The organism is Paraburkholderia terricola, from assembly GCF_003330825.1.
GTDB classification, from domain to species: Bacteria; Pseudomonadota; Gammaproteobacteria; order Burkholderiales; family Burkholderiaceae; genus Paraburkholderia; species Paraburkholderia terricola.
The window spans coordinates 945,536-971,862 of record NZ_CP024941.1 but is presented as its reverse complement, the minus strand read 5'-3'; the positions used below and the strand labels follow the sequence as shown (position 1 = coordinate 971,862).

The 26,327-nt window shown below is 64.3% G+C and carries 23 protein-coding genes and 1 pseudogene; 12 read left to right on the top strand and 12 right to left on the bottom strand.

Annotation, left to right across the window (positions count from 1 at the left end; translation table 11 throughout):
• Window positions 1-14 precede the first annotated feature (14 nt).
• Window positions 15-1,460 carry an MFS transporter gene (locus CUJ90_RS04220; RefSeq protein WP_114162055.1) on the top strand — a complete coding sequence of 482 codons (1,446 nt, stop codon included), beginning with the start codon at window positions 15-17 and terminating at the stop codon, window positions 1,458-1,460.
• A gap of 180 nt (window positions 1,461-1,640) precedes the next feature.
• Here the strand turns inward: CUJ90_RS04220 and otsA are convergent, their stop codons facing one another.
• From otsA to CUJ90_RS04185, 7 genes are all read right to left on the bottom strand, one after another.
• Window positions 1,641-3,068 (bottom strand): alpha,alpha-trehalose-phosphate synthase (UDP-forming), encoded by a 1,428-nt coding sequence (gene otsA / locus CUJ90_RS04215; protein ID WP_073432709.1) that lies wholly within the window; start codon window positions 3,066-3,068, stop codon window positions 1,641-1,643.
• A 211-nt stretch (window positions 3,069-3,279) separates the two neighbouring features.
• On the bottom strand, window positions 3,280-3,492 hold the full coding sequence (locus CUJ90_RS04210; RefSeq protein ID WP_073432707.1) for a hypothetical protein: 213 nt from the start codon (window positions 3,490-3,492) through the stop codon (window positions 3,280-3,282).
• 151 nt (window positions 3,493-3,643) lie between these two features.
• Window positions 3,644-3,865 (bottom strand): hypothetical protein, encoded by a 222-nt coding sequence (locus CUJ90_RS04205; protein WP_114162054.1) that lies wholly within the window; start codon window positions 3,863-3,865, stop codon window positions 3,644-3,646.
• 188 nt (window positions 3,866-4,053) lie between these two features.
• Window positions 4,054-5,250, bottom strand: coding sequence for an IS4 family transposase (locus CUJ90_RS04200; RefSeq protein WP_114161999.1), 1,197 nt, complete (start codon window positions 5,248-5,250; stop codon window positions 4,054-4,056).
• A 1,006-nt stretch (window positions 5,251-6,256) separates the two neighbouring features.
• Window positions 6,257-7,657: a sigma-54-dependent transcriptional regulator gene (locus tag CUJ90_RS04195; protein ID WP_073430729.1), complete on the bottom strand. Its 1,401-nt coding sequence runs from the start codon at window positions 7,655-7,657 to the stop codon at window positions 6,257-6,259.
• A 296-nt stretch (window positions 7,658-7,953) separates the two neighbouring features.
• A complete protein-coding gene (locus CUJ90_RS04190) occupies window positions 7,954-8,208 on the bottom strand; it encodes a hypothetical protein (RefSeq protein ID WP_114162053.1) in 255 nt (84 codons plus the stop codon).
• A 47-nt stretch (window positions 8,209-8,255) separates the two neighbouring features.
• A complete protein-coding gene (locus CUJ90_RS04185) occupies window positions 8,256-8,573 on the bottom strand; it encodes an ElaB/YgaM/YqjD family protein (RefSeq protein WP_114163431.1) in 318 nt (105 codons plus the stop codon).
• A 356-nt stretch (window positions 8,574-8,929) separates the two neighbouring features.
• Here CUJ90_RS04185 and CUJ90_RS04180 point away from each other — a divergent pair, with 356 nt between their 5' ends.
• The 3 genes from CUJ90_RS04180 to CUJ90_RS04170 all read left to right on the top strand — a co-directional run bounded on the left by CUJ90_RS04180 (window position 8,930) and on the right by CUJ90_RS04170 (window position 11,495).
• Window positions 8,930-9,988 carry a sigma-54 interaction domain-containing protein gene (locus CUJ90_RS04180; protein WP_073430732.1) on the top strand — a complete coding sequence of 353 codons (1,059 nt, stop codon included), beginning with the start codon at window positions 8,930-8,932 and terminating at the stop codon, window positions 9,986-9,988.
• A 350-nt stretch (window positions 9,989-10,338) separates the two neighbouring features.
• Window positions 10,339-10,917 carry a hypothetical protein gene (locus tag CUJ90_RS04175; RefSeq protein ID WP_114162052.1) on the top strand — a complete coding sequence of 193 codons (579 nt, stop codon included), beginning with the start codon at window positions 10,339-10,341 and terminating at the stop codon, window positions 10,915-10,917.
• Between the two features lie 8 nt (window positions 10,918-10,925).
• Window positions 10,926-11,495, top strand: coding sequence for a hypothetical protein (locus CUJ90_RS04170; protein ID WP_479724645.1), 570 nt, complete (start codon window positions 10,926-10,928; stop codon window positions 11,493-11,495).
• A gap of 88 nt (window positions 11,496-11,583) precedes the next feature.
• Here CUJ90_RS04170 and CUJ90_RS04165 read toward each other — a convergent pair whose 3' ends face one another.
• A complete protein-coding gene (locus CUJ90_RS04165; protein WP_114162051.1) occupies window positions 11,584-12,930 on the bottom strand; it encodes an ABC transporter ATP-binding protein in 1,347 nt (448 codons plus the stop codon).
• Window positions 12,931-12,948: 18 nt separating this feature from the next.
• Window positions 12,949-14,700 carry an ABC transporter permease gene (locus CUJ90_RS04160; RefSeq protein ID WP_114162050.1) on the bottom strand — a complete coding sequence of 584 codons (1,752 nt, stop codon included), beginning with the start codon at window positions 14,698-14,700 and terminating at the stop codon, window positions 12,949-12,951.
• Window positions 14,701-15,406: 706 nt separating this feature from the next.
• On the opposite strand from CUJ90_RS04160, the gene CUJ90_RS04155 reads away from it, so the two are divergent.
• Together CUJ90_RS04155 and CUJ90_RS04150 are read left to right on the top strand one after the other, a co-directional pair.
• On the top strand, window positions 15,407-17,098 hold the full coding sequence (locus CUJ90_RS04155; RefSeq protein WP_073430737.1) for a sensor domain-containing diguanylate cyclase: 1,692 nt from the start codon (window positions 15,407-15,409) through the stop codon (window positions 17,096-17,098).
• A 138-nt stretch (window positions 17,099-17,236) separates the two neighbouring features.
• The gene (locus CUJ90_RS04150) at window positions 17,237-17,503 is read left to right on the top strand and encodes a hypothetical protein (RefSeq protein WP_073430738.1); all 267 of its coding nucleotides are present in this window, start codon (window positions 17,237-17,239) and stop codon (window positions 17,501-17,503) included.
• A 61-nt stretch (window positions 17,504-17,564) separates the two neighbouring features.
• Here CUJ90_RS04150 and CUJ90_RS04145 read toward each other — a convergent pair whose 3' ends face one another.
• Window positions 17,565-18,881, bottom strand: coding sequence for an ATP-binding protein (locus tag CUJ90_RS04145; protein WP_073430739.1), 1,317 nt, complete (start codon window positions 18,879-18,881; stop codon window positions 17,565-17,567).
• Entirely contained in the window at window positions 18,865-19,590 is a 726-nt protein-coding gene (locus CUJ90_RS04140; RefSeq protein WP_073430740.1) for a response regulator, read from the bottom strand. The genes CUJ90_RS04145 and CUJ90_RS04140 overlap by 17 nt, the downstream gene beginning before the upstream one ends.
• A gap of 219 nt (window positions 19,591-19,809) precedes the next feature.
• On the opposite strand from CUJ90_RS04140, the gene CUJ90_RS04135 reads away from it, so the two are divergent.
• Entirely contained in the window at window positions 19,810-20,343 is a 534-nt protein-coding gene (locus tag CUJ90_RS04135; RefSeq protein WP_073430741.1) for a Spy/CpxP family protein refolding chaperone, read from the top strand.
• A gap of 175 nt (window positions 20,344-20,518) precedes the next feature.
• On the opposite strand, the gene CUJ90_RS04130 is transcribed toward CUJ90_RS04135, so the two are convergent.
• Window positions 20,519-21,229, bottom strand: coding sequence for a pirin family protein (locus CUJ90_RS04130; RefSeq protein WP_114162049.1), 711 nt, complete (start codon window positions 21,227-21,229; stop codon window positions 20,519-20,521).
• A gap of 576 nt (window positions 21,230-21,805) precedes the next feature.
• On the opposite strand from CUJ90_RS04130, the pseudogene CUJ90_RS04125 reads away from it, so the two are divergent.
• From CUJ90_RS04125 to CUJ90_RS04105, 5 genes and pseudogenes are all read left to right on the top strand, one after another.
• Window positions 21,806-21,946, top strand: a pseudogene (locus CUJ90_RS04125) (ABC transporter substrate-binding protein); the annotation flags it as partial.
• A gap of 220 nt (window positions 21,947-22,166) precedes the next feature.
• Window positions 22,167-22,856, top strand: a complete 690-nt coding sequence (locus CUJ90_RS04120) for an ABC transporter permease (RefSeq protein WP_073430743.1) — start codon at window positions 22,167-22,169, stop codon at window positions 22,854-22,856.
• Window positions 22,853-23,566 carry an ABC transporter permease gene (locus tag CUJ90_RS04115; protein ID WP_114162048.1) on the top strand — a complete coding sequence of 238 codons (714 nt, stop codon included), beginning with the start codon at window positions 22,853-22,855 and terminating at the stop codon, window positions 23,564-23,566. Before CUJ90_RS04120 ends, CUJ90_RS04115 begins: the two co-directional genes overlap by 4 nt.
• A 48-nt stretch (window positions 23,567-23,614) precedes the next feature.
• Window positions 23,615-24,394 carry an ABC transporter ATP-binding protein gene (locus tag CUJ90_RS04110; RefSeq protein WP_073430745.1) on the top strand — a complete coding sequence of 260 codons (780 nt, stop codon included), beginning with the start codon at window positions 23,615-23,617 and terminating at the stop codon, window positions 24,392-24,394.
• Between the two features lie 597 nt (window positions 24,395-24,991).
• Window positions 24,992-26,143, top strand: coding sequence for a porin (locus CUJ90_RS04105; RefSeq protein ID WP_073430746.1), 1,152 nt, complete (start codon window positions 24,992-24,994; stop codon window positions 26,141-26,143).
• Window positions 26,144-26,327 lie beyond the last annotated feature (184 nt).

Sequence of the window (26,327 nt, the reverse complement as noted above, 5' to 3'; positions counted from 1 at the left end):
AAATCCAATAATCGATGCACGCACGACCATCGCGCCAGAACGATCCCACACCGGCCGAGGCCGCCGACACGCTTCCCGAGGCCACGCACGCGGACAGCGCCGAATCGGGCTTGCCGATCCCGCAACGCTACTGGGCGATGCTCGTCATCGCGCTCGCCCTCACGCTCGCTGTGCTCGACAGCGCGATCGCCAACGTCGCGCTGCCCACCATCGCGCGAAATCTGCGCGCGAGCGCAGCCGGCTCGATCTGGATCGTCAACGCTTACCAGCTCGCCATCACCATTTCGCTGCTGCCGCTCGCCTCGCTCGGCGACCGCATCGGCTATCGGCGCATCTATCTGGGCGGGCTGATGCTGTTTACGATCGCGTCGCTCGGTTGCGCGTTGTCCACCTCGCTGCCGATGCTCGCGCTCGCTCGCGTGGTTCAGGGCTTCGGCGCGGCGGGCATCATGAGCGTGAACACCGCGCTCGTGCGCATGATCTATCCGCGCACGCAGCTCGGGCGCGGCATCGCGATCAACGCGATGGTGGTGGCGGTGTCGTCGGCGGTCGGGCCGACGGTCGCCTCCGGCGTGCTCGCCGTCGCTGCGTGGCCGTGGCTGTTCGCGATCAACGTGCCGATCGGCATCGCGGCGATCGTCGGCGGCTTCAAGGCTTTGCCGTTGAATCCCGGCCATGAGTCGCCCTACGACTACCTGAGCGCGGTGATGAACGCGTTCGTGTTCGGCTTGCTGATTTTCGCGCTCGACGGCCTCGGCCACGGCGAACGGCGCGGCTATGTGGTGCTCGAAGTGCTCGCGGCCGTGGTGATCGGTTACTTCTTCGTGCGCCGTCAGTTGACTCAGGCGGCGCCCCTGCTGCCGATCGACTTGCTGAGGATTCCGGTGTTCGCGCTGTCGATCGGCACCTCGGTTTGTTCGTTCTGCGCGCAGATGCTCGCCTTCGTGTCGCTGCCGTTTTTGTTGCAGGACACGCTGGGTCTGTCGCAAGTGGAAACCGGCTTGCTGATGACGCCATGGCCGGCGGTGATCATCGTCGCGGCGCCGATTGCCGGCGTGCTGGCGGACAAGGTGTCGTCAGGCTGGCTGGGCGGCGTCGGGCTCGCCACGCTGACAGCCGGGCTGTTGCTGCTCGCCACGCTGGGCGCGCATCCCGAGCCCATGCAGATCGCGTGGCGCATGGCGCTGTGCGGCGTGGGCTTCGGCATCTTCCAGTCGCCGAACAACCGCACCATCCTCGCGTCCGCGCCGCGCGAGCGCAGCGGCGGCGCGAGCGGCATGCTCGGCACCGCGCGGCTGACCGGGCAGACGCTCGGAGCGGCGCTGGTCGCGCTGATCTTCGGCGTCGCGCCTCACCACGGGCCAACCGTCGCGCTGTACGTGGCCGCGGGCTTTTCGGCGCTCGCCGCGGTGGTCAGCATGATGCGGATCACGCAGCGAGCCAAGCCGCAAGCCGCCTGACTTCGTCGTACATCCGCTCGTCGTGCATCCGCGATAGGCACGAATCACGCGGACACGAAAAGGGCGCGCATCGCATACGGCGATCCGCGCCCTTCTTTTCTCTTCGCGTTTCCCTACATCGCGGTTCAGACGTGACCAGCATGCGCATTCCCGGCGATACCCGCGCAGCCGCTGATCCAGCTACGACGAAGCCGTCACGTCAGCGAGCTTTACCGCTTTGGCCGTCACCGAGGATGCCGTCGCGACGTTGCGCAGATCGGCGAGGAACGTATCGCGCCAGACGGACAGGTTGTTCTCGCGCATCGGCGCCATCATGTCCGCGTGACGCGCCTGACGCTCGGCGAGCGGCATCGACAACGCACGCTCCAGCGCCTCGGCCATCTGCGACAGATCGAACGGATTGACGACCAGCGCGCCCGGCAGTTGCTCGGCGGCGCCGGCGAATTGCGACAGCACCAGCACGCCCGGATCGGCCGGGTCCTGCGACGCGACGTATTCCTTCGCCACCAGATTCATGCCGTCGCGCAGCGGCGTCACATAGCCGACCTGCGATTGACGGAACAGCGCCATCAGCAGATTGCGTTCGTACTTGCGGTTCAGGTACTGAATCGGCGTCCAGTCGAGTTGCGCGAAGCGGCCATTGATGCGGCCCGCTTCGCCCTCCAGCGTTTGACGAATCCGCTGATAGGTCTGCACGTCCGAGCGCGTCGGCGGCGCGATCTGCACCAGCGACACGCGGCCGTGCCAGCCCGGCGCATTCAGCAGCAGCCGTTCGAACGCCTGGAAGCGCTCCACCAGGCCCTTCGAATAGTCGAGACGGTCGACGCTCATGATCAGCTTGCGCCCGCGCATGCCGTCGCGCAGGCTGCGCACCGGCTTGCGGTCGGTGAACTGCTCGGCGGCCTTGGCGATCGCGTCCGGATAGATGCCGATCGGGTACGCGGCGACCTTGAGAAAGCGGTTGTACGCGTGCACCATGCCGTCCTCGCTCGAGGTGCCGTGCAGGCCGCGCTCGATGAAGTCGACGAACGACTGGCGATCCGCCTCGGTCTGGAAGCCGACCACGTCGTAACTGCACATCGCCTTGACGAGTTCGTCGTGCGGCGGAATCGTGCGCAGCACCTCGGGCACCGGAAACGGAATATGCAGGAAGAAGCCGATCGGGTTCTTCACGCCGAGATCGCGCAGGCAGCGCGCGAACGGCAGCAGGTGATAGTCGTGGACCCAGATGATGTCGTCGGGCCTGAGCAGTTCCTTCAGTTGCCTCGCGAGCGTCGCGTTGACGCGCTGATAACCCGCGTACTCCTGGCGGTCATAGCGCGACAGGTCATTGCGATAGTGGAACGTCGGCCACAGCGTCGCGTTCGAAAAACCGCGGTAGTACTGGTCGTAGTCGCGCTTGGTGAGGCCCACCGTCGCGTAGGTCACGTTGCCCTGCTTTTCGATCACCGGAGGGGACGGCTCGCTCACCGTCTCGCCGCTCCAGCCGAACCAGACGCCGCCGGTTTCCTTCAACGCGTCCAGCACGCCGATCGCAAGACCTCCCGCTGCGGGACGGCCTTCCTGCGTCGGCGCGACACGATTCGATACCACGATCAGTCTGCTCATTGGCGCTCCACCTAGTTCAGTTGTTTCGTTGCATACGGATATGTGCCGCAACGTGCACGCAAGCCGCGTGCCGTTTTCGCAAGGAATCGAAATAAAAATGTATGCAAATGTGACGGACGAGCAGGAACGCGCGACTTGTTCGCGTCGCGAAGAAATTTTTTCTGCTTATACGATCGACGTTAGGACGGTTTTCGCCTGCGGGGGCGCGAAGTCAGGCGTCCTGCTCGGAGCCGAGATCGCGCTGGTATTCGAGCCCTTCGGGGCGCACGCCGCCCTGATTGTGCTCGCCGTCCGGGGGGGCGTCGGGCGCGACGCGGTTCTGCGCGGCGGGATCGGGCGACGTCGGCGGACCGCTTTTGGCCGCGTCGGGCCGGGAATCGCGCTTTGCGTGGCGCGCGGAACGTCGCAGTGCTGGGTGTCTCATGATCGCTGCCTCCAGGGAAGCCCGCCGCGATGAGCGGCATCAATTGAAGTCTAGGGCTTCATGGCGCCGGATTGCCGGTAAAAGATGCGTCGGCTTTGTAACAAGTACATAAATTCGCCTCGCCAGTATGGGGCACGGCGCGCCGGGCGTGTCAGAGTTGCATGCCTCGCGGCCGACGCTGACAGGCTTGTGGCGCCTGGGTGGGCTGCGGCGGTGGATCGCCTATCGGCGGCGGCACCGGTTCGGCTGGTTCGGGAGTCGGATTCGGAATGATGTCCGGCTCGCCCGGCGTGTTGGGCGGCGATGGCGGTTCGATCGGCTCGGGGCGGTGCGCATGCAGGGGGAGCGCGGACGCGGCGGCGTGGTGTGGCATGTCGGTTTCCTCGTCTTTTTGTGGTCTGTATTCGAGGGGAGCAAGGGGTGTGCCGGTTGGGTTTTGGTTGCGCCCGGTTTTTTTGCCTGCTCGGCGGTGGTGGTTTTGTTGGCCTTTCCTTGATTTGTTAGTGGTCTATTGGGGTTGCCCCTGTGCGGGGCAATGCTCTCAACTTAAGCCCCGCTGCATCAAGCGAGTTTGTACGCGAGATGGAAGTGGGGCTTGGCTTTTCTGGGTGGTCTTGGATAGGAGCGTGAGGGCTGTATCCGGCATCGGGTCTGGTGGATCATTTCCAGCACACCGGCGAGGCCGTCCAGACAGCGCTGGATGCGCAGAAGACACGCGCCGAGGATGGGCTTGAGTGCGCCCAGTGCATACACCCGGTTAGGACGGCTGGCATGTCTGTCGTCGTGCGGCGCATCGAGATCGCTGAGCAGTGTGCACAGGTTGTCGGCGAGGATTTTTGCGCCGAAGTCCTGCTGTAACGCCAGGTAATCGAGGCCTGTGACGGCTTCCAGCCGCAGCCGGTGCTTGAGTCGTTTGAATGCTTCCTCGACCCGCCAGCGCTGGTGATAGAGCGCGCCGAACGATGCCGCCGGATAACGCCCGCCATCGAGCAGCGAGGTCATCAGCACACGCACGCGACCGCCCGGCGTGACGTCGCGGATCAGGCGCACAGTCGTGGGCGTACGCGCCAGTTCATAGGCGCGGGCATCCGGTTCGCTGGGCGCTTCCAGTGTCACCACATGCTCGGCTTTACCGCTGCGGGTAAAGGCGCTGACGCATTTCCAGTTACGCGCATCGACGCGCATGCAGAACGGGATTTCGCGCTGTGCGAGCGCCGCCACCATCGCGTTGCCGATATAGCCGCGATCGAGCAGCAGCAGGTCGGTATGCGGTTGCAGTACATCGAGGGCTTCGAACAGCATCTGCCGCTCGCCGCCGTCGGCGGGATGAAGTGCAGCGTGCAGGGTCAGTTCGGAACCCGGCAGGAACAGCGCAAACGCGTAGTGATCGGCGCGCAGTTCATGGCCGCGACGCGTGCCCACACGCAGGCGGCTACCGTCAGCGGCGACCAGCCTCAGGCCGTGCCAGCGCATCGAATCGATATGGGGTTGGGCCAGCGAGATCAGGCGGGCGCGGGCCAGTTCGAACAGTTCGGCAGACACTCCCCGTCGCGCCTTGCTGAAGGCCTGTGCGCTGACAGCGCGGGTGCGCCCGCCGCTGCTTCCCAGTGCGCCGAATAGCGCGTCAAGTTCGGCCTGCACACTGGCGCACATGCCGGACATCATCAGCGCGGCCATGCGCGGCAAGGTCAGTGTGCGATTGCGGGTAAAGGCAGTGGGAGAACGACGCACGCGATCCGCGAGCGCCGGATCGAGCAGGAAATCGGAGAACTCAGCCAGAAGCCGCGAGGACGCTGGTATTTGAGTTCATATCGTTGATTTATCAGTGAGTTATGCGATGAAGTTTACAGGGGCAATGCCTCGTTTACAAGCTCTTTGAGGCTTAAGTTGAGAGCATTGCTGTGCGGGGCGGCACCTACTTTCTTTGCCGCCGCAAAGAAAGTAGGCAAAGAAAGCGGCTCACACCGCCAGCTTTCAAGCGGGTCTTCTGGCTTGGAGGGGGCCGTGGTGCATCTGGAATCCGTGTTCTCGCGCATTCGGCGTTCGTGACAAGGCAGTCATACTTCCCGCCTCGCGCTGCGCGCTCGCCGGAAGCGGCGCGCACGGAAACCAGCGGTTTCATTGCGCGTGTTGGGGGCCATCGGCTTCGCCTCGGCGAGACGCCGCAACCGGGCGGCGTTCTCAGCGCGGCGCTGGACGGAGCGAGCTAACGATGGGACGGCGCACCGACGCGCGCAGCAACTCAACGGCGTTCGGCGAAACGACGGCTGGCGCGAGCAGCGCGAACGGTTTGGAAAGTAGTGTGAACGCAGAAACTGCCTGCGGTTTGATGAAGTACCGCAAACGCCCGAACCTACCCGCGCTTCGATGAAGTACCGCAAACGCCCGAACCTACCCGCGGTTCGATGAAGTACCGCAAACACCGAAGCTACCGCGGTTCGATGAAGTACCGCAAACACCGAAGCTACCGCGGTTCGATGAAGTACCGCGACGGCGCGCGCAGCGCCGCCGGAAGAATGACTGCCTTGTCACGAGCGCGGAGTGCGCGAGAACACTGATTCCAGATGCACCACGATCCCCTCCAAGCCAGGAGACCCGCTTCAAAGCTGGCGGTTTGAGCCGCTTTCTTTGCCTACTTTCTTTGCGGCGGCAAAGAAAGTAGGTGCCGCCCCGCACAGGGGCAACCCCAATAGACCACTAACAAATCAAGGAAAGGCCAAAAACAACAAAACCACAACCCAAGCCGCCGAGCAGGCAAAAACCTTCAAACATCCGCCCCACCCAAAGCCCGCGACTCATCCGCCGAATCCCCTTCCTCCCGCGCATCATTCCCATACTCGACAAGCCGGTTATACAGCGTCTTCAGACTGATCCCGAGAATCTCCGCGGCACGCGTCTTCACGCCACCGCATTGCTCGAGCGTCGCGAGAATCAGTTGACGATCCGCCTCGGCGAGCGACGTGCCAAACGGTATCGTGATCGCCGTGCCGGCGGTAGGCTTCGACAACGTGATCTGCAACGGCACGGTCGCCGTGCTATCGGAGTCGGTCCCCGACATGATGTGCGCGCGCTGCACGTAGTTCTTCAGTTCGCGCACATTGCCCGGCCACGGGTACGACAGCAGCATTTCCTTCACCGCCGCCGGGAAATGCTTCTTCGTGCCGTGGCGCTCGTTCAGTTCGTCGAGGAACGCCTGCGCCAACAGTTCCACGTCCTTGCCACGCTCGCGCAGCGGCGGCAGGCTGATCGGAAACACGTTCAGACGGTGGTACAAGTCGAGCCGCAGTTTGCCTTCGAGCACCGCCTGCTCGGGATCGCGATTCGTGGCCGCGATGAGGCGCACGTCGGTTTCGATTTCCTTCGTCGTGCCGACCCGCATGAACATGCCGGTTTCGAGCACGCGCAGCAACTTCACCTGCAACTCGATCGGCATCTCGGTGATTTCGTCGAGGAACAGCGTGCCGCCGTTCGCGCGCTCGAAATAGCCCTTGTGCTGACGGTCAGCGCCGGTAAACGAGCCGCGCTCATGACCGAACATCTCCGATTCGATCAGGTTCGGCGAAATCGCGCCGCAATTCACCGCCAGAAACGCATGCTTGCGGCGCAAGCTCAGTTCGTGCAGCGTCTGTGCGGCGACTTCCTTGCCGGTGCCCGATTCGCCCACCAGCATCACGGAGGCCGCCGTCGGCGCAACGCGGCCGATCTGGTCGTACACCTCCTGCATGGCCGGCGAGTTGCCGAGCATCAAGCCGAAGCGGCCCATGCGCCGCAACTCGCCGCGCAACGTGCCGATTTCCGCCTTGAGGTCGCCCGCGCGCGGCAGGCGCGACAGAATCGCCTTCACGCGCTGCATGTTGATGGGCTTCACGAGGTAATCGGTGGCGCCCATTTTCAGCGCGCTCACCGCCGACTCCACCGTGGCATGCCCAGTGATCACGATCACTTCCACGCCCGAGCGCGGATCCAGATCTTCGAACAGATCGACCCCGCTGCCGTCGGGCAGCTTCAGGTCGGTAAAGACGACGTCCGGCATTTGCCGGACCAGTTGAATGCGCGCTTCGCGCAGATCGCCCGCGGTGGCGGTGGTCAAGCCGTCTTCCCCGATGATGGCGGAAAGCGCCTCGCGGGTACCGGCATCGTCATCGACAATCAGTACATGTGGCATCGCGTCTCGAGAGCCTGAAAGCGTGAGTGAAGAAACATGCTAACGCGCATGCCGGAAAAACGGGTCGCGGTCCGTTGCCTCGCGACGCTGCGCCAGCACCGGACGCCAGCGTTTCGCAAAAACGCAGAACCTTCGACTTAGTTCAATAACGCAACAATGACCAGATAAATTCGCATGCGCGATGGGTCATTGTTGTTTATTTGCCTATTATACGGCTTTATCGAGACAAACCGGCAGTGCGTGCCCGAGCGCGCTCGACGCTCGGCACGCCGGCCGAGCACTGCGTGAAGGCGTGGTCAGCCATGTGGAAACGGCCACGCACCGCCGTTGCCGTTCGGATGCGCCGAGCCGTTGCCGCCATGCGTGGCCGCCGCCGTGCCACCGGCGGGCGTGGCAGGCGTTTCCGCCACCGCGCCGCCCTCGCCCTCCCAGCGGCTCAGTTCACGCGCCGCCGGAATCTGCGCGGCGCGGCTACGCTGCACGTAGCGGACCGCGAGAAAGCCGCCGAGCGCCATCAACGCGCCGAAGATGCCGATTTTGGGTCGTGTCATCGCGAACTCCTTTGTCGTCGTGAAGCGGATACGTGCCGAACCGGGCGTTAGCGCGCGCTCAGCACGCCGAGCAGGAAGCCGACGCCCGCGGCAATACCGACCGCGCGCCACGGGTTGTGCCGCACATACTGTTTCGTGTTGACCGCGGCAACCCGATAGCGCCGCTGCGCGCCTTGTTGCGCATCGCCGAGCGCGGATTGCAGCGTCTCCACATGCGTGCCCAGCTTGTCGCGCAACACGCCGACGCCCTCGCCCGGCACGTTGGCCGCAAGCCGCAGCATTTCCTCCGAATCCTTCAGCAGCACTCGCAGGTCCTCGACAATCTTCTGCCCGCCGAGCGCAAGCTGTTGCGTGGTGTCAGTCATCATTCACTCCTCGTCTGAGTTCAGCGGTTGCGGGTGGTTCCGGGTCCGTCATCGCCGATGACGACGCGCATTCGTCGCACACCAAGCCGCGACAGGTCATCGCGCGGGAAACACATGCCTATCGGCTGCATTGCGCAAGGCGCGTGCCCGGTAAAACCATCGCGCGCTCGCGGCGCGGCCGCGCTTCAGGCAGTTTCGACCGACTTCGCACGAATGTCGCGGCTCGTCGTTACACGGATTGCCGTAGGCGGCCTGCAAGTGGTTAAATCGACCTTTGTGAGAGACGGCTTCGGCCCATCTCGTTCCCAGGCCTGCGCGCCGCAACAACGAACCCCCTGGCACAGGACTCCCCGTTTATGACGTCAATCGATGTGGACTCGCCCAGCGTCTCCGCCGGCGGCGGCGCTTCGGCAAACGCGAAGCAACGCGTCGCGGACGTCCCGGGACTGAAATCGTATGGGCTGCTCTACGGCTCGTCGCCGGTGATGCTCGATCTGTACGAGCAGATCGAGCGCGTTGCCGGCACCGACGCGACCGCTCTCATCATTGGCGAATCCGGCACGGGTAAGGAATTGATCGCCCGCACGATTCACGATCAAAGCGGCCGCAAGAACGCACCGTTCGTCGCCGTGAACTGCGGCGCGATCCCCGACGAACTGATCGAAGCCGAACTGTTCGGCCACGAGAAAGGCAGCTTCACGGGCGCGGTTCAAGGCCGCATCGGCTACTTCGAACACGCGAACGGCGGCACGCTGTTTCTCGACGAAGTCACGGAAATGGCGCCGGTGCGCCAAGTCAAGCTGTTGCGCGCGCTCGAGACGGGCACCTTCTATCGGGTCGGCGGCAACCAGTTGATCAGCGGCGACGTACGCGTGATCGCCGCCACCAATCGCGACCCCGCGGTGGCCGTCAAGGAAAACGGCCTGCGTGAAGATCTCATGTATCGACTCGCGGTGTTTCCCTTGCGCGCGCCGCCGTTGCGCGAGCGCGAAAACGATCGCGAACTGCTCGCGCAGCATTTCCTCGCGCAGTTGAACCACCAGGAGGGTGCGAACAAGAGCTTCAGCAAGCGCTCGATCGAAACGCTGCGCACCTGGTCGTGGCCGGGCAACGTGCGCGAGTTGAAGAACGCGGTTTATCGCGCGTTCATTCTCGCGGAGAAGACGGTCGAGCTGCCGCACCCGCACCTCGCGTCGCGTGTGAAGAAGCCCGTGACCCAGGGCGACGCGATGAGCGTGTGGATCGGCACGCCGCTCGCCGACGCGCAAAAGCAGATCATTCTCGGCACGCTCAAATATTGCGGCGGCGACAAGCGGCGCGCGGCCAAGGCGCTCGGCGTGAGTCTGAAGACGCTGTACAACCGCCTGAGCGCTTACGGCGGCGAAGACGGCCCTGAAGAAGAAATCGAGCCGTAAGCCTCGGCTGCAACGCTCACGTGATTCAATCGCGTGAGCGCGCCTTTGGTTGGCCGGTGCCGGAAGTTCACACGCTAGATGCAACGGAAGGTGCAACGAGCGCGTTCAGCGCGTCACGCAATCTCTTATCGATCCCTTCGCATCGCCAATCAAATCGGCGGTCAGCGCAAGCAGAAACCAATTTGCCTCGCATCATCTTTTGCAATTCCTTGCACTTTCCCTCTGCCAATTACAAATGGCATCCTGCAAAATGCGGCAGCGCATATTGCAACGATGGAAAGGCGTGCCGCTCGTTCACACATCGGTTTCGAGTATGAGCGCGCGACACTTGCAGGAGCACGGACAGGGACATGCAAAAAAGTATCGTGTGGGCGGCGGGCGTGAAACAAACGACGAGGCGCGGACGCATCAATACAACAGCGCTCGTTGCGTTGGCAGTGGCGGTGACGTCGGCGCTGAGCGGCTGTAGTTCGCTCTATTCCGAAGGCGCCACCACAAGCGCCGGTATCGCGGGCGCCGCGCTCGCGGCGAAGGTCACCAGCAATGCGGCCGTCGCCACCGGCATCGGTCTCGGCGCGGTGGCCGCGGCCCGCGCCGGCGTCCAGTACTCCGAGCGCGTGGTTCACAAGAACACGCAGGACGGCATCGCAAGAATCGCCGGGCCGCTCGAGGTCGGCGCGGTCGCACCGTGGAGCGTCACTCACTCGATGCCGATCGAGGACGACGAACATGGCCGCGTCACGGTCAGCCGCGCGATCAGCACGGGCGCACTCGACTGCAAGGAAATCGTTTTCTCGGTCGATCAAACCGCCACCAAGAATGTGCCGGCAAGCAGCGCGTTCTACGTCGCGTCGATCTGCCGCGACGGCGACAACTGGAAATGGGCATCGGCTGAACCCGCCACCGAACGCTGGGGCGCGCTGCAATGACGGCGCGCTTGCATCTGCGTTCGCTGGCGGATCGGCGCCAGCGTCCGCTCTTCCGCACGGCTTCGCTTTCCGGCAACCGGCTGCGGCTTCTGCTGGCCGGCGCGGTCTGTGCCGGGGCGAGCCTGTTGACGAGCGGCTGTTCGTCGGTCGGCGCGGCGAGCGGCGCGGCGGCCGGCGTCGCGTCCGGTCTCATCACATCGAATCCGGCGGTGGGCATTGGCGTCGGCATTGCCGTGCAGGCCGCGACCGACGAAGCGATCGGCCGCTACATGCGCACCATGCACACCGACCAGCAGAATATGATCGCCGCATTGGCGGGCGCGATGCCGGTCGGCGAGACGCGGCCGTGGGCGGTCAAGCATGCGCTGCCGATCGAGAACGGCCACGGCCAGGTGCGCGTGACGCGCGCGTTCGGCTCGGCCCTCGCGCTGTGCAAGGAGTTCGTGTTCTCGGTGCAGGACGGCGACGGCCCGAACGCACATGAAGACTGGTACACCGCGAGCGCCTGCCGGCAGGACAAAGGCTGGAAGTGGGCGTCCGCGGAACCGGCGGTCGCGCGCTGGGGTGCGCTGCAATAAGCGCGCGGCAAAACTCGGGCGGCAATGAAAAAACGGCAGGGAGACCCTGCCGTTTTTACTTGAAACGCATCAATCGGCCGGAACGCCCTTAAGACTCCACGTCTTCCAGGCTGAAGATTTCCGTCTGGTCGTTGTACGAGAAGATCTCGCCATAACGGCCCCAGTTGATGACCGCGTCGAGCGTCTCTTCCGCGGCGCTGTCCGACAGGAAATCCTCCAGCTCCTGCTCGAAGCGCACGCGCGGCGCGCGATGCCCCGGCCGCTCGTTCAGCACCTTCTTGATCCGCGCGGCGAGCGGCACGTGCCGCAGCAGATGCTCGGCGAACATCATCTTGCGTTCCTGGGTGCCGAACTCGGCGAACACACGCGCCGGCGGCGTCAGGAAAATATCGCCCTCGCGCACGTCCGCGAAGCCCAGGTGTTGCAGCACTTCGGCCACCGGGAACAGATCGTCCACTTCCAGATGCAGCGAGCGCGCGATCTCCGGCATGTCGGCGCGGCCATGATACGGCGCGGCGGCGAGCGTCTCGATCAGACCGGCCATCAGGTTGGTCGACACGTGCGGCAGCCAACTGTGCAGCTCCAACCCCTTCTTGGTCTTTTCGTCGGTCTGACGCGCGGTCATCTTCGCGTAGATCTCGTCGACGAGCCGCCGGAACGCCGGATCCAGCCGGTTGCGCGGATGCTTGAACGGCACCTTGATCTCGGCGATCACGCGGCCCGGATTGGACGACAGCACGAGAATCCGATCGCACATGAACACCGCTTCCTCGATGTTGTGCGTGACGATCAGCACCGCCTTGATCGGCATGCGGCCTTGCGTCCACAGATCGAGCAAGTCGGTGCGCAGCGTTTCGGCCGTGAGCACGTCGAGCGCGGAGAACGGCTCGTCCATCAGCAGCAGCGTGGGATCGACCACCAGCGCGCGCGCGAAACCGACGCGCTGACGCATGCCGCCCGACAACTCGCGCGGATAAGCATTCTCGAAGCCGTCGAGACCGATCAGGTCGATCGCGGCAAGCGCGCGTTCGCGGCGCTCGCGCGCGGCCACGCCCTGCGCCTCGAGACCGGCTTCGACGTTCTGCAGCACGGTCAGCCACGGGAACAGCGCGAAGGTCTGAAACACCATTGCGACGCCTTTCGCGGGACCGTCGAGCGGCTTGCCCATATATGTCACTTCACCGTCGGTCGGTTCGATCAGACCGGCGATGATGCGCAACAGCGTCGACTTGCCCGAGCCCGAGCGGCCCAGCAAACCGACGATCTCGCCTTCGCGCAGCGACAGGTTCGCGTCGTCGAGGACGAGCAGTTCGCCCTGCGACTTGTTGAACCCGCGGCACACGTCCTTGACGCGCAGGATCTCTTCGCCGAGGCGCGGCGGCTTCGGCGGCGTCTGGATCGGCGCGGCGGTGATAGCAGCTTTAGGATTTTGCATCGCGTTTTGCCTTATTACTCAATCGAGCCGGAGCTTGGCTTCGGCATAGGCGTACATCGGACGCCACAGCAGGCGGTTGAACAGAGTCACGAACAGGGACATCACGGCGATGCCCACGATGATCTTCGGGTAGTCGCCCGCCTCGGTGGACCGCGCAATGTAGGCGCCGAGTCCGTGCGCCATCACCCGGGTGTCGCCCCACTGAACGAATTCGGCGACGATGCTCGCGTTCCACGCACCGCCCGAGGCCGTGATCGCGCCCGTCACGTAGTACGGGAAAATGCCCGGCAGAATGGCCTGGCGCCACCATTGCCAGCCGCGAATGTGGAAGTTCTTGGCCGCCTCGCGATAGTCGTTCGGATACGAGGTCGCGCCGGCAATCACGTTGAACAGGATATACCACTGGGTGCCGAGCACGATCAGCGGCGACAGCCAGATATCCGGGTTCAGATGGAAGCGCACGATCGCGATGACGAACACCGGGAACAGCAGGTTGGCTGGAAACGCGGCCAGAAACTGCGCGAGCGGCTGGATCTTCTCGGCAAGCGCCGGACGCAGCCCGATCAGCACACCCACCGGCACCCACACCACCGACGCCAGCGCGATCAGCAACACCACGCGCAACAGCGTGATGAGACCCAGCACGAGCACATGGCCGACTTCGTCGAGCGAGACGCCGGTGCGCACGTAGATGAACACCCGATACACCACGTACACGGTGCCGGCCAGCACCAGCGCCGCCCACGCGATGTCGCCAACGCGCGAGCGCTTCTGGATCCGCGGCATCTGAAAGCGCCGCCCCTGGATCGCCGGCAAGCGGAACGGCACGCGCGCGGCCTTCGCGAACATCCAGCCGAGCGGCACGAGCAGGCGGTGAATCAGACGCGTGCGGCGAATCAGGTCGAGCAGCCACGATTCCGGCGCGTCGCCCGAACTGGTGGTTTCCATGCGGAACTTGTCGGCCCATGCGACGAGCGGACGGAACAGCAACTGGTCGTAGGCGAGAATCACGACCGTCATCGCGAGGATCACCCAGCCGATCGCGTGCAGGTTCTGCTCGACGATCGCCTGCGCCAGATAGGCGCCGATCCCCGGCAACGTGATCGAACGGTTGCCGACCGTGATCGCCTCGGAGGCGACCACGAAGAACCAGCCGCCCGACATCGACATCATCATGTTCCAGATGAGGCCGGGCATCGAGAACGGCACTTCCAGCTTCCAGAAGCGCTGCCACGAGGTCAGGTGAAAGCCGCGCGAGACTTCGTCGAGATCGCGCGGCACGGTGCGCAGCGACTGATAGAAGCTGAACGTCATGTTCCACGCCTGGCTCGTGAAGATCGCGAAGATCGCCGCGAGTTCGGCGCCGAGCACGCGGCCCGGAAACAGCGCGAGAAAGAACGTGACCGTAAACGAGATGTAGCCGAGCACCGGCACCGACTGCAGGATGTCGAGAATCGGCACCAGCACGAGACCCGCGCGGCGGCTCTTGGCGGCCAGCGTGCCATAGGCCAGCGTGAAGATCAGCGAGGCGACCATGGCCGCCAGCATGCGCAGAGTGGTGCGCATCGCGTATTCAGGCAGGTTCGAGGGGTCGAGCGAGATCGCCTGGGTCTTGAGCGTCGACATCGGCGCAAGCGTCTCGTGAAAGCCGATCGCCGCCATCGCGATGATGCAGATGATCAACGGAAAGGCGACGAAGTCCCAGCGATTGGGCAACACCCGCCATGCCGACGCATTGGCGGTGCGCTTCAGGTTGAAGTTGAAATCCATCAGGCGCGCTCCCCGTTCATGCAGGCGTTCGAACGCGGGAAGGCGGCCGCGGCTTCGCCGCGGCGGTCTGAAGATCGGTCCGGAAAGCGGAAATCAGGCATGGCAAAACGCGTGTGCGCGGTAAATCGTTAGCGTGGGTGACACGTGGACCGGTGACGGACGTGTCCGTGGACGAGTCGCCCAGGACCGTAACCATCAACCCGGACTCCCGTCGCCGCAGGCGCCGCCCGTGGGCTGGCGAGCTTTCCTTCTTTTGGACGGCACGACACTACACCATCCTATGTTTCAGGCACAACCTTTCATGGCAAATCGCGGCGAATAACAGCAGCGCTCCGCCGCCGGTCCTTTCACTAACGCCGCCCATGCCTTGCCGCGAGCCGTTGCTCACGGTGCGAACACCAACATGTCCGATAAGAGCCAAGGCGCGGCGGCCGAAGCGATCTGGAAAACCCGCATAGCCATTCAGAAACCGGTGGCCTGGCCGTTAAGAACCTGATCGGTGCGCCGCGCGCACTTCGCATTCCCGGAATAAGGGTGGCGTCTGTCCCCACGACGGTTAAAATCAGGAGGCGAGGCGCCACATCGCGGTTTATCCCGGACCACGGCGGCGGCCTATCGCCAACCGCTTCAACAGCAGCGAAACGGCGCGGGCGCGCTGCCACGAATGAGCTAGTTGCATGCCACAGCCAGACGGATCAGAGGGTCGATGAACAGGACAACCTTGCGCCAGGCAACCGGGCCGATCAGTTTCGCGCTGGTCATACTGGTTTGCTGGTTCGTGGCCGGCATGGTCGCGGACCGGATGGTACAGCAAGAGCTGGGCGCGGCCTTGCGCGCGCAGCGGCAAATGTCCACCTCGATCGTCGACAACATGGCCGAGGTGATCGCCAGCGACCTCGCGATGTCTCGGGCCATTCCCGCGACCATGGCCGAAATGGACCTGATCCAGCACGCGCTGGTGCAATCGCAGAATTATGCCGCGAACGGCGAAGCGACGGAACCCGCCCGCCGCGCCGCGTTGTTGAAAGACGCGCGGATCACCGCCGTGAGCGGCTTCCTGCACGACGCGCAAGGCTTCTCCGGACTCGACCAGATCTGGCTCGTCAACGCCAACGGCATTTGCGTCGCATCGAGCGACTCGATCAATAACGCGTCAGCGGCGGAGCGTTCGTTCGTCGGCGTCGACATGCGCTCGCGCAGCTATTTGACGAGCGCGCTGGTCGGCGCGTTTTCGGAAGCCTACGGCGTCGGCCGCACGAGCGGCGAGCCGGGCATCTTCATTGCCGCGCCGGTGTACGCGGACGGCGTGCTGGTCGGCGTGGTGTCGGCGAAGGTCGGGATCGCGCGGCTGCGCCACTGGGTCGCGCATGCCGGGACCTTCGTCGCCGACGAGAACGGTGTCATCATCATGGCCCACAACAGCGAACTCGAAGGCCACGCGCTGCCGAATTCGCGCGTCACGCAGATGAGCGTGTCAGAGCGCAGGCTCATCTATCGCCGCGAAACCTTTCCGGACATGCGCATCAAGGTCGATGCCCAGGTGCGCGAGCAGGCGCCCTGGGTGCCCACGGCCGTCGCCGGGCAACTGTTCGGCATGACCGAGCAGCCCACGCCGTCGCTCTATCAGGCTCGCGGCGGACTGAACTCGGGGCTGTCCGCGCATCTGGTCGACCCGCTCGCGGCGTGGCCCGAACTGCTGCGCAATCATAAGCGCGACCATCTGCTGGTGTTCCTGACGCTGGCCGGCACGGTTGCGCTCGCGTGGGTGATCACGGTCTCGTATGTGCGCGAGCGGCGCCACCACCGCGCGACGCGCGATCTGGCCGAGCAACTGCAATCGGCCAATACCTTGCTCTCGGCCGAGGCGCGTCACGACGCGCTGACGGGCGCGCTGTCGCGGCGCTATTTCCTCGATCTGCTGCGCCACGAGATCGAACGCGCGCGTGCGAACAACGAGCCACTGTGCATGGCGATCGCCGACCTCGACCACTTCAAGCAGATCAACGACCGCTTCGGCCATGCCGCCGGCGACCGCGCGCTCGAGCATTTCGTCGAGACGTGCCGCACCGAACTGCGCGGCGCCGATGCGATCGGCCGGCTCGGCGGCGAGGAGTTCGGCTTGCTGCTGCCGGCCACGGATCTGGCCGGCGGGCGCGAGGTGGTCGAGCGACTGCGCCTGCGTCTGAAAGCGGTGCCGTCACCCAAGCTGCCGCCCTCCGTGGGCTTGAGCGTGAGCATCGGCATCACGGAACTCTCGCCCGACGATCTGCCCGAGCGGATCATGAGCCGCGCCGACACGGCGCTGTACGCGGCGAAAACAGGCGGCCGCGACCGCACCGAAGCGCTCCCGCCCGACGACACCGCGCCGCCCGCGCGCACGGTGGCCAGCGTCTGGTAAAGCCGTCTTGCCGAGCCGGCGTCCGATCGAGCGCGTTCGCTGATGCAACGCAAGTCCCGGCCTCGGGGTCCCGTGGCGAAGCAGGTATCATCGACCTGAATATCGAGGTTGCCGCTACCGCTTTAACGGGAGATTTGCATGAAGGGAAATCTGGTCATTGTCTGTCGCGATCAGGATGCTGACGCGTTCGACCATCTGCTGGCCGAATACGGCGCGTTCCAGACGCGCCTGTCATCCACGACGTGGTATCTGAAACTGGATGTCGCGCCGGAACTGATTCAGGAAGAGATACTCGCGAGGCTGGGCAAATACACCACGCACTACATCTTCGAAGCCGAAACGGTGACGTGGAATACGGTGGACAGCGAAGCGGCGACCGCGCTGAACACGCTGTTCTCCGACTAACGCGCACGCAGCGCAAACGCGCCTGCGATACCGCCACAGCGGAGCAGGCGCCGCGCCGAATCTACCAGGCGCTTTCCGAGGCGGCCGCGGCACGCGGCACCGCCTGAAACGGAAAGCTCATCGACACCCGCAAGCCACGCCCGCCGTGGTTGCCGATTTCCCACTCCCCGCCCGCACGCCGCACCAGCCGCTCGACGATGGCAAGGCCGAGGCCGCTATGGCCGTTGCCGCCGCGCGCCGGATCGAGCCGCACGAACGGCCGGCTGGCATTGATGACATCTTGCGCGGCGATGCCGCCGCCGTTGTCGCTCACCGACAGCGTGAAGCCTTGCGGCGTACGCGCCGTGGCGACGACGATCGGCGGCGCGCCGTAGGCGTGCGCGTTATCCAGCAGGTTCGAGAGGATGCGGTCGAGCGTGGCGGCGGGCAGCACGAATCCCGGCCCCGCGTGCAGTTCGGTCTGCACGGTGGGCGCACCCGCGGCCACCGCGCGATAACTGCGCACGACCCGCTCGCATTGCGCGTCCACTTCGACCGCTTCGCTGCGATCGGCGCCGTCGTGCGCGAACACCAGGAACTGCTCGACGATGTGCGTCATCGAATCGACGTCGCGCACCACGCCATCGCGCATCTTCGGCTCGTCCATCATTTCGGCGCGCAGGCGCAAACGCGCCAGCGGCGTTTTCAGGTCGTGCGCGACGCCCGCGAGCATCACCGCGCGGTCGTTCTCGGTTCGCTCCACTTCACGCACCATCTGGTTGAAGCCATGCGTGAGCTGACGCAATTCGCGCGGACCGCGCTCGGGCACCGGCGGCACCGGCAAGCCGCGACCGAAGCGCGCCACCGCCTGGGCGAGCGAGCGCAACGGCTGCTGCAACGCCCATGCGGCGAACAGCGCCGCCATTACGGCGAACGAGAAAATGATGGCGAGCCACAGCACCATGCGGTCGATCGAGCGCGGCGGACGCAATGGCTGCAGCGGCACGACGATCCAGCTGCGGTCCGTGGGGGCGCGCACCCACAGCGTAGGCGGGTGGCCCGGCCGGTCGATCCGCACCTGGGTGCCGGAGGGCATGCGATCGCGGACGTCATCGAGAAAACGGCTGGGCGACGGCGGCAGATCCGGGTTATCCGCGGGCACGTCGGGGCTTGCCGGATCGACCAGCTTGACGCGCGACGGCAAGGGCTGATCCGGCGAACGGGCGACGTGCTGGCGCACCGCGTCGACGAGAAAAACGGCTTCCTCGACGGCATAGCGCGTTTGCGACTGGCTACGCTCCAGACGCATCAACGCGTACCAGGCGAAATGCGACAGCAGCAGCACCGCGACGACTAGCAGCGCCAGCCGCCCGAACAGCGAATCAATGGGCCGGCGCATGCTGGTCGCCGTCGGGGACGAACACGTAGCCGCGGCCGCGCACCGTCTGAATGAAGCGCGGCGTGGACGGATCGGTTTCGAGGATGCGGCGCAGACGCCACACCTGCACGTCGATACCGCGGTCGGTGCCGTCGTATTCCGGACCGTGCAGCAGTTCGAGCAGGCGCTCGCGGGTGAGCGTGCGCATGGGGTGATTGACGAAAATTTTCAGCAGCGCGAATTCGCTGCCCGACAGCGTGAGCGGCTTGTTTTCCATATGCAGCGTGCGCGACTGGAAATCCAGCGTGAAGCGGCCGAAGCTGAACGGCTCGCGCTGCTCCGGCGCCGCCGACGACGGCAGCGTGCGGCGCCGCCGCAGCACCGCCTGCACGCGCGCCAGCAACTCGCGCGGGTTGAACGGCTTGCCGAGGTAGTCGTCGGCGCCGAGTTCGAGCCCGACGATACGGTCGACGTCGTCCGCACGCGCGGTGAGCATGATCACGGGAATGTCGTCGCCCGAGGCGCGCAGCTTGCGCAGCGCGGTCAGCCCGTCGACGCCCGGCATCATCAGGTCGAGCACGATCAGGTCGGGACGCTCGCGTTCGAGCCTGCGCTCGAGCGAGGCGGCGTCATGCAGCACCGAAACCTCGATGCCCTGACGGGCCAGATAGTCGCGCAGCAGGTCGCGCAATTCGACGTCGTCGTCGACAACAAGTATTTGAGTAGCCATGGAATGAAGTTTAACGCGCAGCAGGAAGGGTTTCTGTTTCGATAAGGCCCGCAAGGGTTACCGGGTGTTACCGTGAAAGCCGCACGTAATGGCCCGTAATAGCGGCGTCGAGCCGCGTAACACAGCCCGAGGCGCAGTTCTCTACGCTGTGTCTTACCGAATGCAGGCCGCCTACTTTACCGGTTGCATCGTCGGCTATTCCATTACAAGGAGCCTCATATGTCCACCAAAAAGATCTCGCGCGTTCTCGCCGTTGCCGCCACCGCGCTCGCCATCGGCGCCGGCGCCGCCTATGCCGCGCAACCTGCTCACGAGGCCCGCGGCGGCCCCGGCGGCTGGCATGGCCACTTCATGAAGGAACTCACGCAACTGCACGATCAGTTGAAGCTGAACGCCGATCAGGAGCGGCAGTGGCAAGCCGCGCTCGACACCATGAAGCAGAACCACGAGGCGATGCGCGCCGATCACGAGCAGATCAAGAGCCAGTTCAAGGCCGCGCAGCAACAGCCGATCCTGGATCTGAACGCGATGGCCGCCGCGCACCAGCAGATCGAGCAGAAAGACGCGCAACTGCGCCAGCAAACCACGGATACCTGGCTCAAGTTCTATAACGGCCTGAACGACCAGCAGAAGACCACCGTCAGCACGGCGCTGAAGCAGCGCTTCGCGAAGATGGAAGCGCGTCACGAGAAGATGCGCGAGCGCTGGGAGCATCGCAAGGGCGCGGCGTCGGCGCCGGCCGCCAGCCAGTAAGCGCACTGGGCGGGAAGACCGGCGGCCCGCGCGGCCGTCTCGCGAATGCAGAAACGCCACGGAGGTATTCCGTGGCGTTTCTGTTTGGCCTCGCGGCTGCGCGTCCGGCCATTCCGTCGATGAATGCCTCGCGAGCGATCCGCGTCGATCCTTGCCCGCGCGCCCCGTTGGGCGTTTAGCCGTCAAGCGGGCCGAGATCGAACAGCAGTACTTCGGCGTCCTCGCCCTTCTCCAGCGTCACGGTGTCGACGCCGGTCAGCTTGGCCGCGTCGCCGGCCTGAAGCGCTTCGCCGTTCACGGTCAGCGCGCCGCGCGCCACATGCACATAGGCCTGGCGACCCTGCGGCAACGCGAAGCGGGCCTCTTCCGCGCCGTCGATCAACGCCGCGTGGATCGACGCATCCGCATGAATCGTCACGGAGCCGTCGCGGCCGTCGGGCGAAGCGATCACACGCAGACGGCCGCGCTTGTCGGCGGCGTCGAAATGTTTTTCCTCGTAGCCGGGCGGGTCGCCCGCGCGTTGCGGGATCACCCAGATCTGCAGCAGGTGCACCGGCTCGTCCGGCGACGCGTTGAATTCGCTATGCATGACGCCCGTGCCGGCGCTCATGCGCTGCACGTCGCCGTAACGGATGGTCGAGCCGTTGCCCATGCTGTCACGGTGAGCAAGCGCGCCGTCGAGCACATAGGTGACGATCTCCATGTCGCGATGCCCGTGCGCGCCGAAACCCTGGCCGCCCGCGACGCGGTCTTCATTGATGACCCGCAGCGGGCCGAAATGCACGTTCCGCGGATCGGCATAGTCGGCAAACGAGAAGCTGTGATACGAGTCGAGCCAGCCGTGGTTGGCATGGCCGCGTTCGGCGGAACGGCGAATCTCGATCATGGTGTACTCCGATGAGTCAATAGCGATGCACGGAATGTATGGGCACGGCCGCCGCTAAACAATCGGCGTGGGCGCACTGGAGCGTTCCATAAATCCGCGCAATCGGGCGCCGACGCGGCGCGTGGCGCTTGCGGTCCCGTTGCCGCGGCCTCCGCCACGGCCGGCTGAGGACCGGCGGGCGACAGAACCTCGTTCCGATGTCCGGCCGCCACGGCGGACCACGGTCTGCGAAACCGAAACGGCGTCGCGCTCGCACAACGCCCGCGCCGGCCTGGTTGCCGCTGTCGCGCTGCGGACTGGCGTCGCGTGTCTGTTCGGGTAAAATACCGCGCTTTTCAAGCCGTGGGGGCACGCGGAAGACGTAAGCGGGCGGCGCCGGCATCCCGGCCGCGCCGGGGATCGCAGCGGTCTTCGGGCCACGCCCTCGTGACGTCAAAAGGACGCCGGCGCAATGGAGGCCGGATTTCCCCAGCGCGGCGCGACAATTTTGACCGCCTAGAATAGCGACGGCCAGCCACGAGCCGGCGGGTCGCCGGGATCGGCGCATCACGACGATCAGTTTGATCCAGGAGGAACATGAAGAAGCTCGCACTGCGCGTGGCGCTTGCCGTCACGGCCGGGAGCGCCGTGGCAACAGAATGGAAAACCGTGCGCATCGGGGTGGACGCCAGCTATCCGCCGTTCGAATCGAAGGCGGCGGGCGGCGAGCCGCAGGGGCTTCCCGCCGGCTGCGGAATACAGTCGACATAGCTTCAGGACCAGTTTCAAAACGAGAGTCGAAAAGCGCGCACGGCCGGCAACGGCCATGCAGTCATGATTTGCACAGCGGTGCGCTGTGCGCCGCAGGTCACGGCGAGCCCTAGCTCGCGGCAAACGCGGCGCAGAGCCGGCCGCGTCTTTCGCCGGTGCGTCGCAACGCATCGTCAAGGACCCCCATATGTTCCTTCAAGGCTACGGCCCGCTGCTTCTCAACGGCACCTGGCAAACCGTCAAACTGGCGGTGTTGTCGTTGGCGTTCGCTTTCGTGCTGGGCCTGCTCGGCGCGGCGGCGAAACTGTCGAAGAACCGCTTGTCATACGGCGCCGGCACGGTCTATACGACGCTCGTGCGCGGCGTGCCCGATCTGGTGCTGATGCTGCTGCTGTTCTACAGCATCCAGATCTGGCTGAATAACCTGACCGATCTGCTCGGCTGGGAGCAGATCGACATCGATCCGTTCGTGGCCGGCGTCGCGGTGCTCGGCTTCATTTACGGCGCGTACTTCACCGAGACCTTCCGCGGCGCGTTTCTCGCGGTGCCGCGCGGCCAGCTCGAGGCGGGCGCGGCCTACGGCATGACCGGCTGGCAGGTGTTCTCGCGCGTGATGTTCCCGCAGATGATGCGCTTCGCGCTGCCCGGCATCGGCAATAACTGGCAGGTGATGGTGAAGGCCACGGCGCTGGTGTCGATCATCGGTCTCGCCGATGTCGTCAAGGCCTCGCAGGACGCCGGCAAGGGCACGCTGCGGTTCTTCTTCTTCACCCTGTTCGCGGGGGCGATCTATCTCGTCATCACCACAGTGTCCAACTTCGTGCTGATGTACCTCGAAAAGCGTTACTCGACCGGCGTGCGAAAGGCGGATCTATGATCGAGATCATGCAGGAATACTGGCGCAACTATCTCTATACCGACGGCTATCGCTTCACCGGCCTCGCGATCACGCTGTGGCTGCTGGTGGTGTCGATCGGACTCGGCTTCTGCCTGTCGATTCCGCTGGCGGTGGCGCGCGTGTCGAAGAAGAAGTGGCTTGCCGGCCTCGTGTGGCTCTACACGTATATCTTTCGCGGCACGCCGCTCTACGTGCAGTTGCTGCTCTGCTACACCGGCTTGTACAGCCTCGAGATCATTCGCAATCACGAGCTGACCAACGCGTTCTTCCGCGACGGCATGAATTGCACGCTGCTCGCGTTCACGCTGAACACCTGCGCGTACACCACGGAAATTTTCGCGGGCGCGATCAAGGCCACGCCGTACGGCGAAATCGAAGCGGCGCGCGCGTATGGCATGTCGTCGTTCACGCTGTACCGGCGCGTGATTCTGCCGTCGGCGCTGCGCCGCGCGCTGCCCTACTACAGCAACGAAGTGATCCTGATGCTGCATGCCACCACGGTCGCCTTCACCGCGACCGTGCCGGACATCCTCAAGATCGCCCGCGACGTGAACTCCGCGACGTACCAGTCGTTCAATGCGTTCGGCCTCGCCGCCGTTCTCTATCTGCTGATTTCCTTCGCGCTCGTGTGGCTGTTCCGCCGCGCCGAGCGCCGCTGGCTCGCCTACCTGCGGCCGCAAGGCAAGTAACCCGGGGCGTGACCCGCTCCCAAGCAAAGAAGCCCGCCAAGGACTCCGATGAACACCAGGAAGCAAAAGCTCTTCGTCGACGAGCTTCACAAACAGTACGGCGACAACGAAGTCCTCAAGGGCGTGTCGCTGAAGGCCAACGCCGGCGACGTGATCAGCGTGATCGGCTCGTCCGGCTCGGGCAAGAGCACGATGCTTCGCTGCATCAACTTTCTCGAGCAGCCGAACTCGGGGCGCATTTTCGTCGACGGTGAGGAAGTGCGTACGCAGATCGCGAAAAACGGCGCGTTGCGCGTGTCCGACCCGAAGCAGTTGCAGCGCGTGCGCACCAGGCTGTCGATGGTGTTTCAGCACTTCAACCTGTGGTCGCACATGAACGTGCTCGAGAACATCATCGAGGCGCCGGTCAACGTGCTGGGCATGAAGCGGAAAGACGCCGAAGAGCGCGCGCGTGAATACCTGGAGAAAGTGGGCCTCGCGCCGCGTCTCGAGAAGCAGTATCCATCGCATCTGTCGGGCGGCCAGCAGCAGCGCGTGGCGATCGCGCGCGCGCTCGCCATGCATCCGGACGTCATGCTGTTCGACGAGCCCACTTCCGCGCTCGATCCCGAACTGGTCGGCGAAGTGCTCAAGGTCATGCAGACGCTCGCCGAGGAAGGCCGCACGATGATCGTCGTCACGCACGAAATGGCGTTCGCGCGCAACGTGTCGAATCACGTGATGTTCCTGCATCAAGGCCGCGTGGAAGAAGAAGGCCATCCCGACGAGGTCTTCAAGAATACGAAGAGCGAACGCCTCAAACAGTTCCTCTCCGGCAGCCTCAAATGAACGCTGCGCGGCTCACGCGCAACCCGGTATTTGGGTTGTAGTGAATGTAGTATTACAAGGCGCTTACGAGCGCCTTTTTTGTTTCGCTCACCTTTGCATTCAGGCGTTTTTCGCCGCGAAAACGGCCTTCGAGCCGCTCCCCAGCTACAACTCCCCGCCTACCCCGCCACGTTTGCAGCGTCAATAGTGGCAATCCTTAAGGTTGCTCCCGCCGAACCGTGCTTCCCTTGTCGCATAAGGGTTTTCGGTGTTTTTGTGAGCCCCCGAACCCTTTATTGCGCACATTCCTATTGCAATTTGGAGACATCGAACAATGGAGGTACTAATTTCTTCTCCCACAGAAGTGTATTTTTGATAAATTAGTAACCAAAGTAGCAAAACAAAGTCCAGTAAAAGTAGTTTCACTTCAAAGCACAGAGGAGAACCGGTCGGCGAGGGATCGGCATGACGACCAGATAGCCCCAAGGCTACACGTCACGGCAGGAGACCCAATCCACCCGCTAATCTCCCTGGTACCGATTTCTGTTCGGCGCTGCTGGCGTCCGAACACCACTCGCAGTACTGGGTTTCACTTTTTGACAGGGTATGGAGGAGAAGATGAAGAAAGCTTTGCTCGCCGCTGCGCTGATGACAGCCGGTGTTGTTGCGCACGCCCAAAGCAGCGTCACGCTGTACGGACGTCTTGACGCTGGCCTGGAGTACATGTCGGGCGTTCCGCAAGGCACTGGCGCAGCCGGCCAGGCAACTGGCAGCACGAACCGTTGGCGCGCGGAAAGCGGCGACTGGGGTACCAGCCTGTGGGGCTTGAAGGGTGTTGAAGACATCGGTGGCGGCAACAAGGTCCTCTTCCAGTTGGAAGGCTCCTTCAACACGATGACGGGTTCGGGCCCTGGCGGCGGCGGTCTCTTCAATCGTTGGGCAACCATCGGCTTGGCGAACGACCAGTTCGGTACGTTCACGATGGGCCGCATGCTCTTCATCTCGAACGGCGTGTGGGACTTCGACCCGTTCGGTCAATCGAACTGGTCGTCGGCATCGCTGGTGCGTGGCCGCAACTGGCCGCAATCGAGCAACAACTTCGCGTACCAGTCGCCGAAGATCGCGGGCTTTGACTTCTACGGTCAATACGCGCTGTCGAACGCAACGAGCTGGAACGGCAACGGCACGACTGCTCAAGGTCGCGAAGCCGGCGCGCAGATCACGTACACGAACTCGTTGTTCCAGATTCGCGGTCTGTATGACGAAATCCGCAATCCGGCTAACGGCAACCTGTACGGCGCGAACCTCGACACCATCAATACGGCCAACGCAGGCGGCGGCGTGTTCTCGGCATCGCGTGAATACTCGGCGCTCGTGAACGTGTTCCTCGGCCAGTTCAAGATCCAGGCCGCTTACCAGGCTATCCGCTCGGCGGGTGCCCGGGGCGTTCTGCCGGGTCAGCCGACCACGCTCGACCACGAGTGGGGCGGCGTGACGTGGCAAGCAACGCCGGCTGCCGCGCTGATCGCAGCGGTCTACCACGTGAACGGCAACAACGGCGCGGGCAATGCGACGATCTACACGGTTGGCGGCACGTACAACCTGTCGAAGCGCACGCTGCTGGATATGCAGGTTGCACAGGTGCGAAACAGCAAATCGGCCAACTATGGCCTGAATGCGAACAACGCAGGTCTGGCAAGCAGCACGGACAACCCGCTGCAAGGTCATAACCAAACCGGCGTCTACGCAGGTATTCAACACTCGTTCTAAGCGAACGGTGTGCCCCGAGGGGAGTTCCTTCGGGGCGAGTCAGAAGTTCTTCGAGAGAATCTTTTTCACGCTGCTGCGAGAGGCGCGTATCGGTGCGATGTCCGCAAGGGTATCGCACCGTTTTTTATTCTGGAGAGCGGTATGGCGACTGCCGCAACTGCCCGCGATGCACCGCCTCGGTGCG

Excerpts from the sequence above, each read along its gene's own strand:
- CUJ90_RS04135 (WP_073430741.1), top strand. The coding sequence starts at position 19,810 with ATGTCCACCAAAAAGATCTCGCGCGTTCTCGCCGTTGCCGCCACCGCG.
- CUJ90_RS04210 (WP_073432707.1), bottom strand. The coding sequence starts at position 3,492 with ATGAGACACCCAGCACTGCGACGTTCCGCGCGCCACGCAAAGCGCGAT.
- CUJ90_RS04190 (WP_114162053.1), bottom strand. The coding sequence starts at position 8,208 with ATGACACGACCCAAAATCGGCATCTTCGGCGCGTTGATGGCGCTCGGC.
- CUJ90_RS04155 (WP_073430737.1), top strand. The coding sequence starts at position 15,407 with ATGAACAGGACAACCTTGCGCCAGGCAACCGGGCCGATCAGTTTCGCG.
- CUJ90_RS04195 (WP_073430729.1), bottom strand. The coding sequence starts at position 7,657 with ATGCCACATGTACTGATTGTCGATGACGATGCCGGTACCCGCGAGGCG.
- CUJ90_RS04115 (WP_114162048.1), top strand. The coding sequence starts at position 22,853 with ATGATCGAGATCATGCAGGAATACTGGCGCAACTATCTCTATACCGAC.
- CUJ90_RS04180 (WP_073430732.1), top strand. The coding sequence starts at position 8,930 with ATGACGTCAATCGATGTGGACTCGCCCAGCGTCTCCGCCGGCGGCGGC.
- CUJ90_RS04175 (WP_114162052.1), top strand. The coding sequence starts at position 10,339 with ATGCAAAAAAGTATCGTGTGGGCGGCGGGCGTGAAACAAACGACGAGG.
- CUJ90_RS04150 (WP_073430738.1), top strand. The coding sequence starts at position 17,237 with ATGAAGGGAAATCTGGTCATTGTCTGTCGCGATCAGGATGCTGACGCG.
- CUJ90_RS04130 (WP_114162049.1), bottom strand. The coding sequence starts at position 21,229 with ATGATCGAGATTCGCCGTTCCGCCGAACGCGGCCATGCCAACCACGGC.
- CUJ90_RS04145 (WP_073430739.1), bottom strand. The coding sequence starts at position 18,881 with ATGCGCCGGCCCATTGATTCGCTGTTCGGGCGGCTGGCGCTGCTAGTC.
- CUJ90_RS04220 (WP_114162055.1), top strand. The coding sequence starts at position 15 with ATGCACGCACGACCATCGCGCCAGAACGATCCCACACCGGCCGAGGCC.
- CUJ90_RS04105 (WP_073430746.1), top strand. The coding sequence starts at position 24,992 with ATGAAGAAAGCTTTGCTCGCCGCTGCGCTGATGACAGCCGGTGTTGTT.
- CUJ90_RS04205 (WP_114162054.1), bottom strand. The coding sequence starts at position 3,865 with ATGCCACACCACGCCGCCGCGTCCGCGCTCCCCCTGCATGCGCACCGC.
- CUJ90_RS04140 (WP_073430740.1), bottom strand. The coding sequence starts at position 19,590 with ATGGCTACTCAAATACTTGTTGTCGACGACGACGTCGAATTGCGCGAC.
- CUJ90_RS04120 (WP_073430743.1), top strand. The coding sequence starts at position 22,167 with ATGTTCCTTCAAGGCTACGGCCCGCTGCTTCTCAACGGCACCTGGCAA.
- otsA (WP_073432709.1), bottom strand. The coding sequence starts at position 3,068 with ATGAGCAGACTGATCGTGGTATCGAATCGTGTCGCGCCGACGCAGGAA.
- CUJ90_RS04110 (WP_073430745.1), top strand. The coding sequence starts at position 23,615 with ATGAACACCAGGAAGCAAAAGCTCTTCGTCGACGAGCTTCACAAACAG.
- CUJ90_RS04160 (WP_114162050.1), bottom strand. The coding sequence starts at position 14,700 with ATGGATTTCAACTTCAACCTGAAGCGCACCGCCAATGCGTCGGCATGG.
- CUJ90_RS04185 (WP_114163431.1), bottom strand. The coding sequence starts at position 8,573 with ATGACTGACACCACGCAACAGCTTGCGCTCGGCGGGCAGAAGATTGTC.
- CUJ90_RS04165 (WP_114162051.1), bottom strand. The coding sequence starts at position 12,930 with ATGCAAAATCCTAAAGCTGCTATCACCGCCGCGCCGATCCAGACGCCG.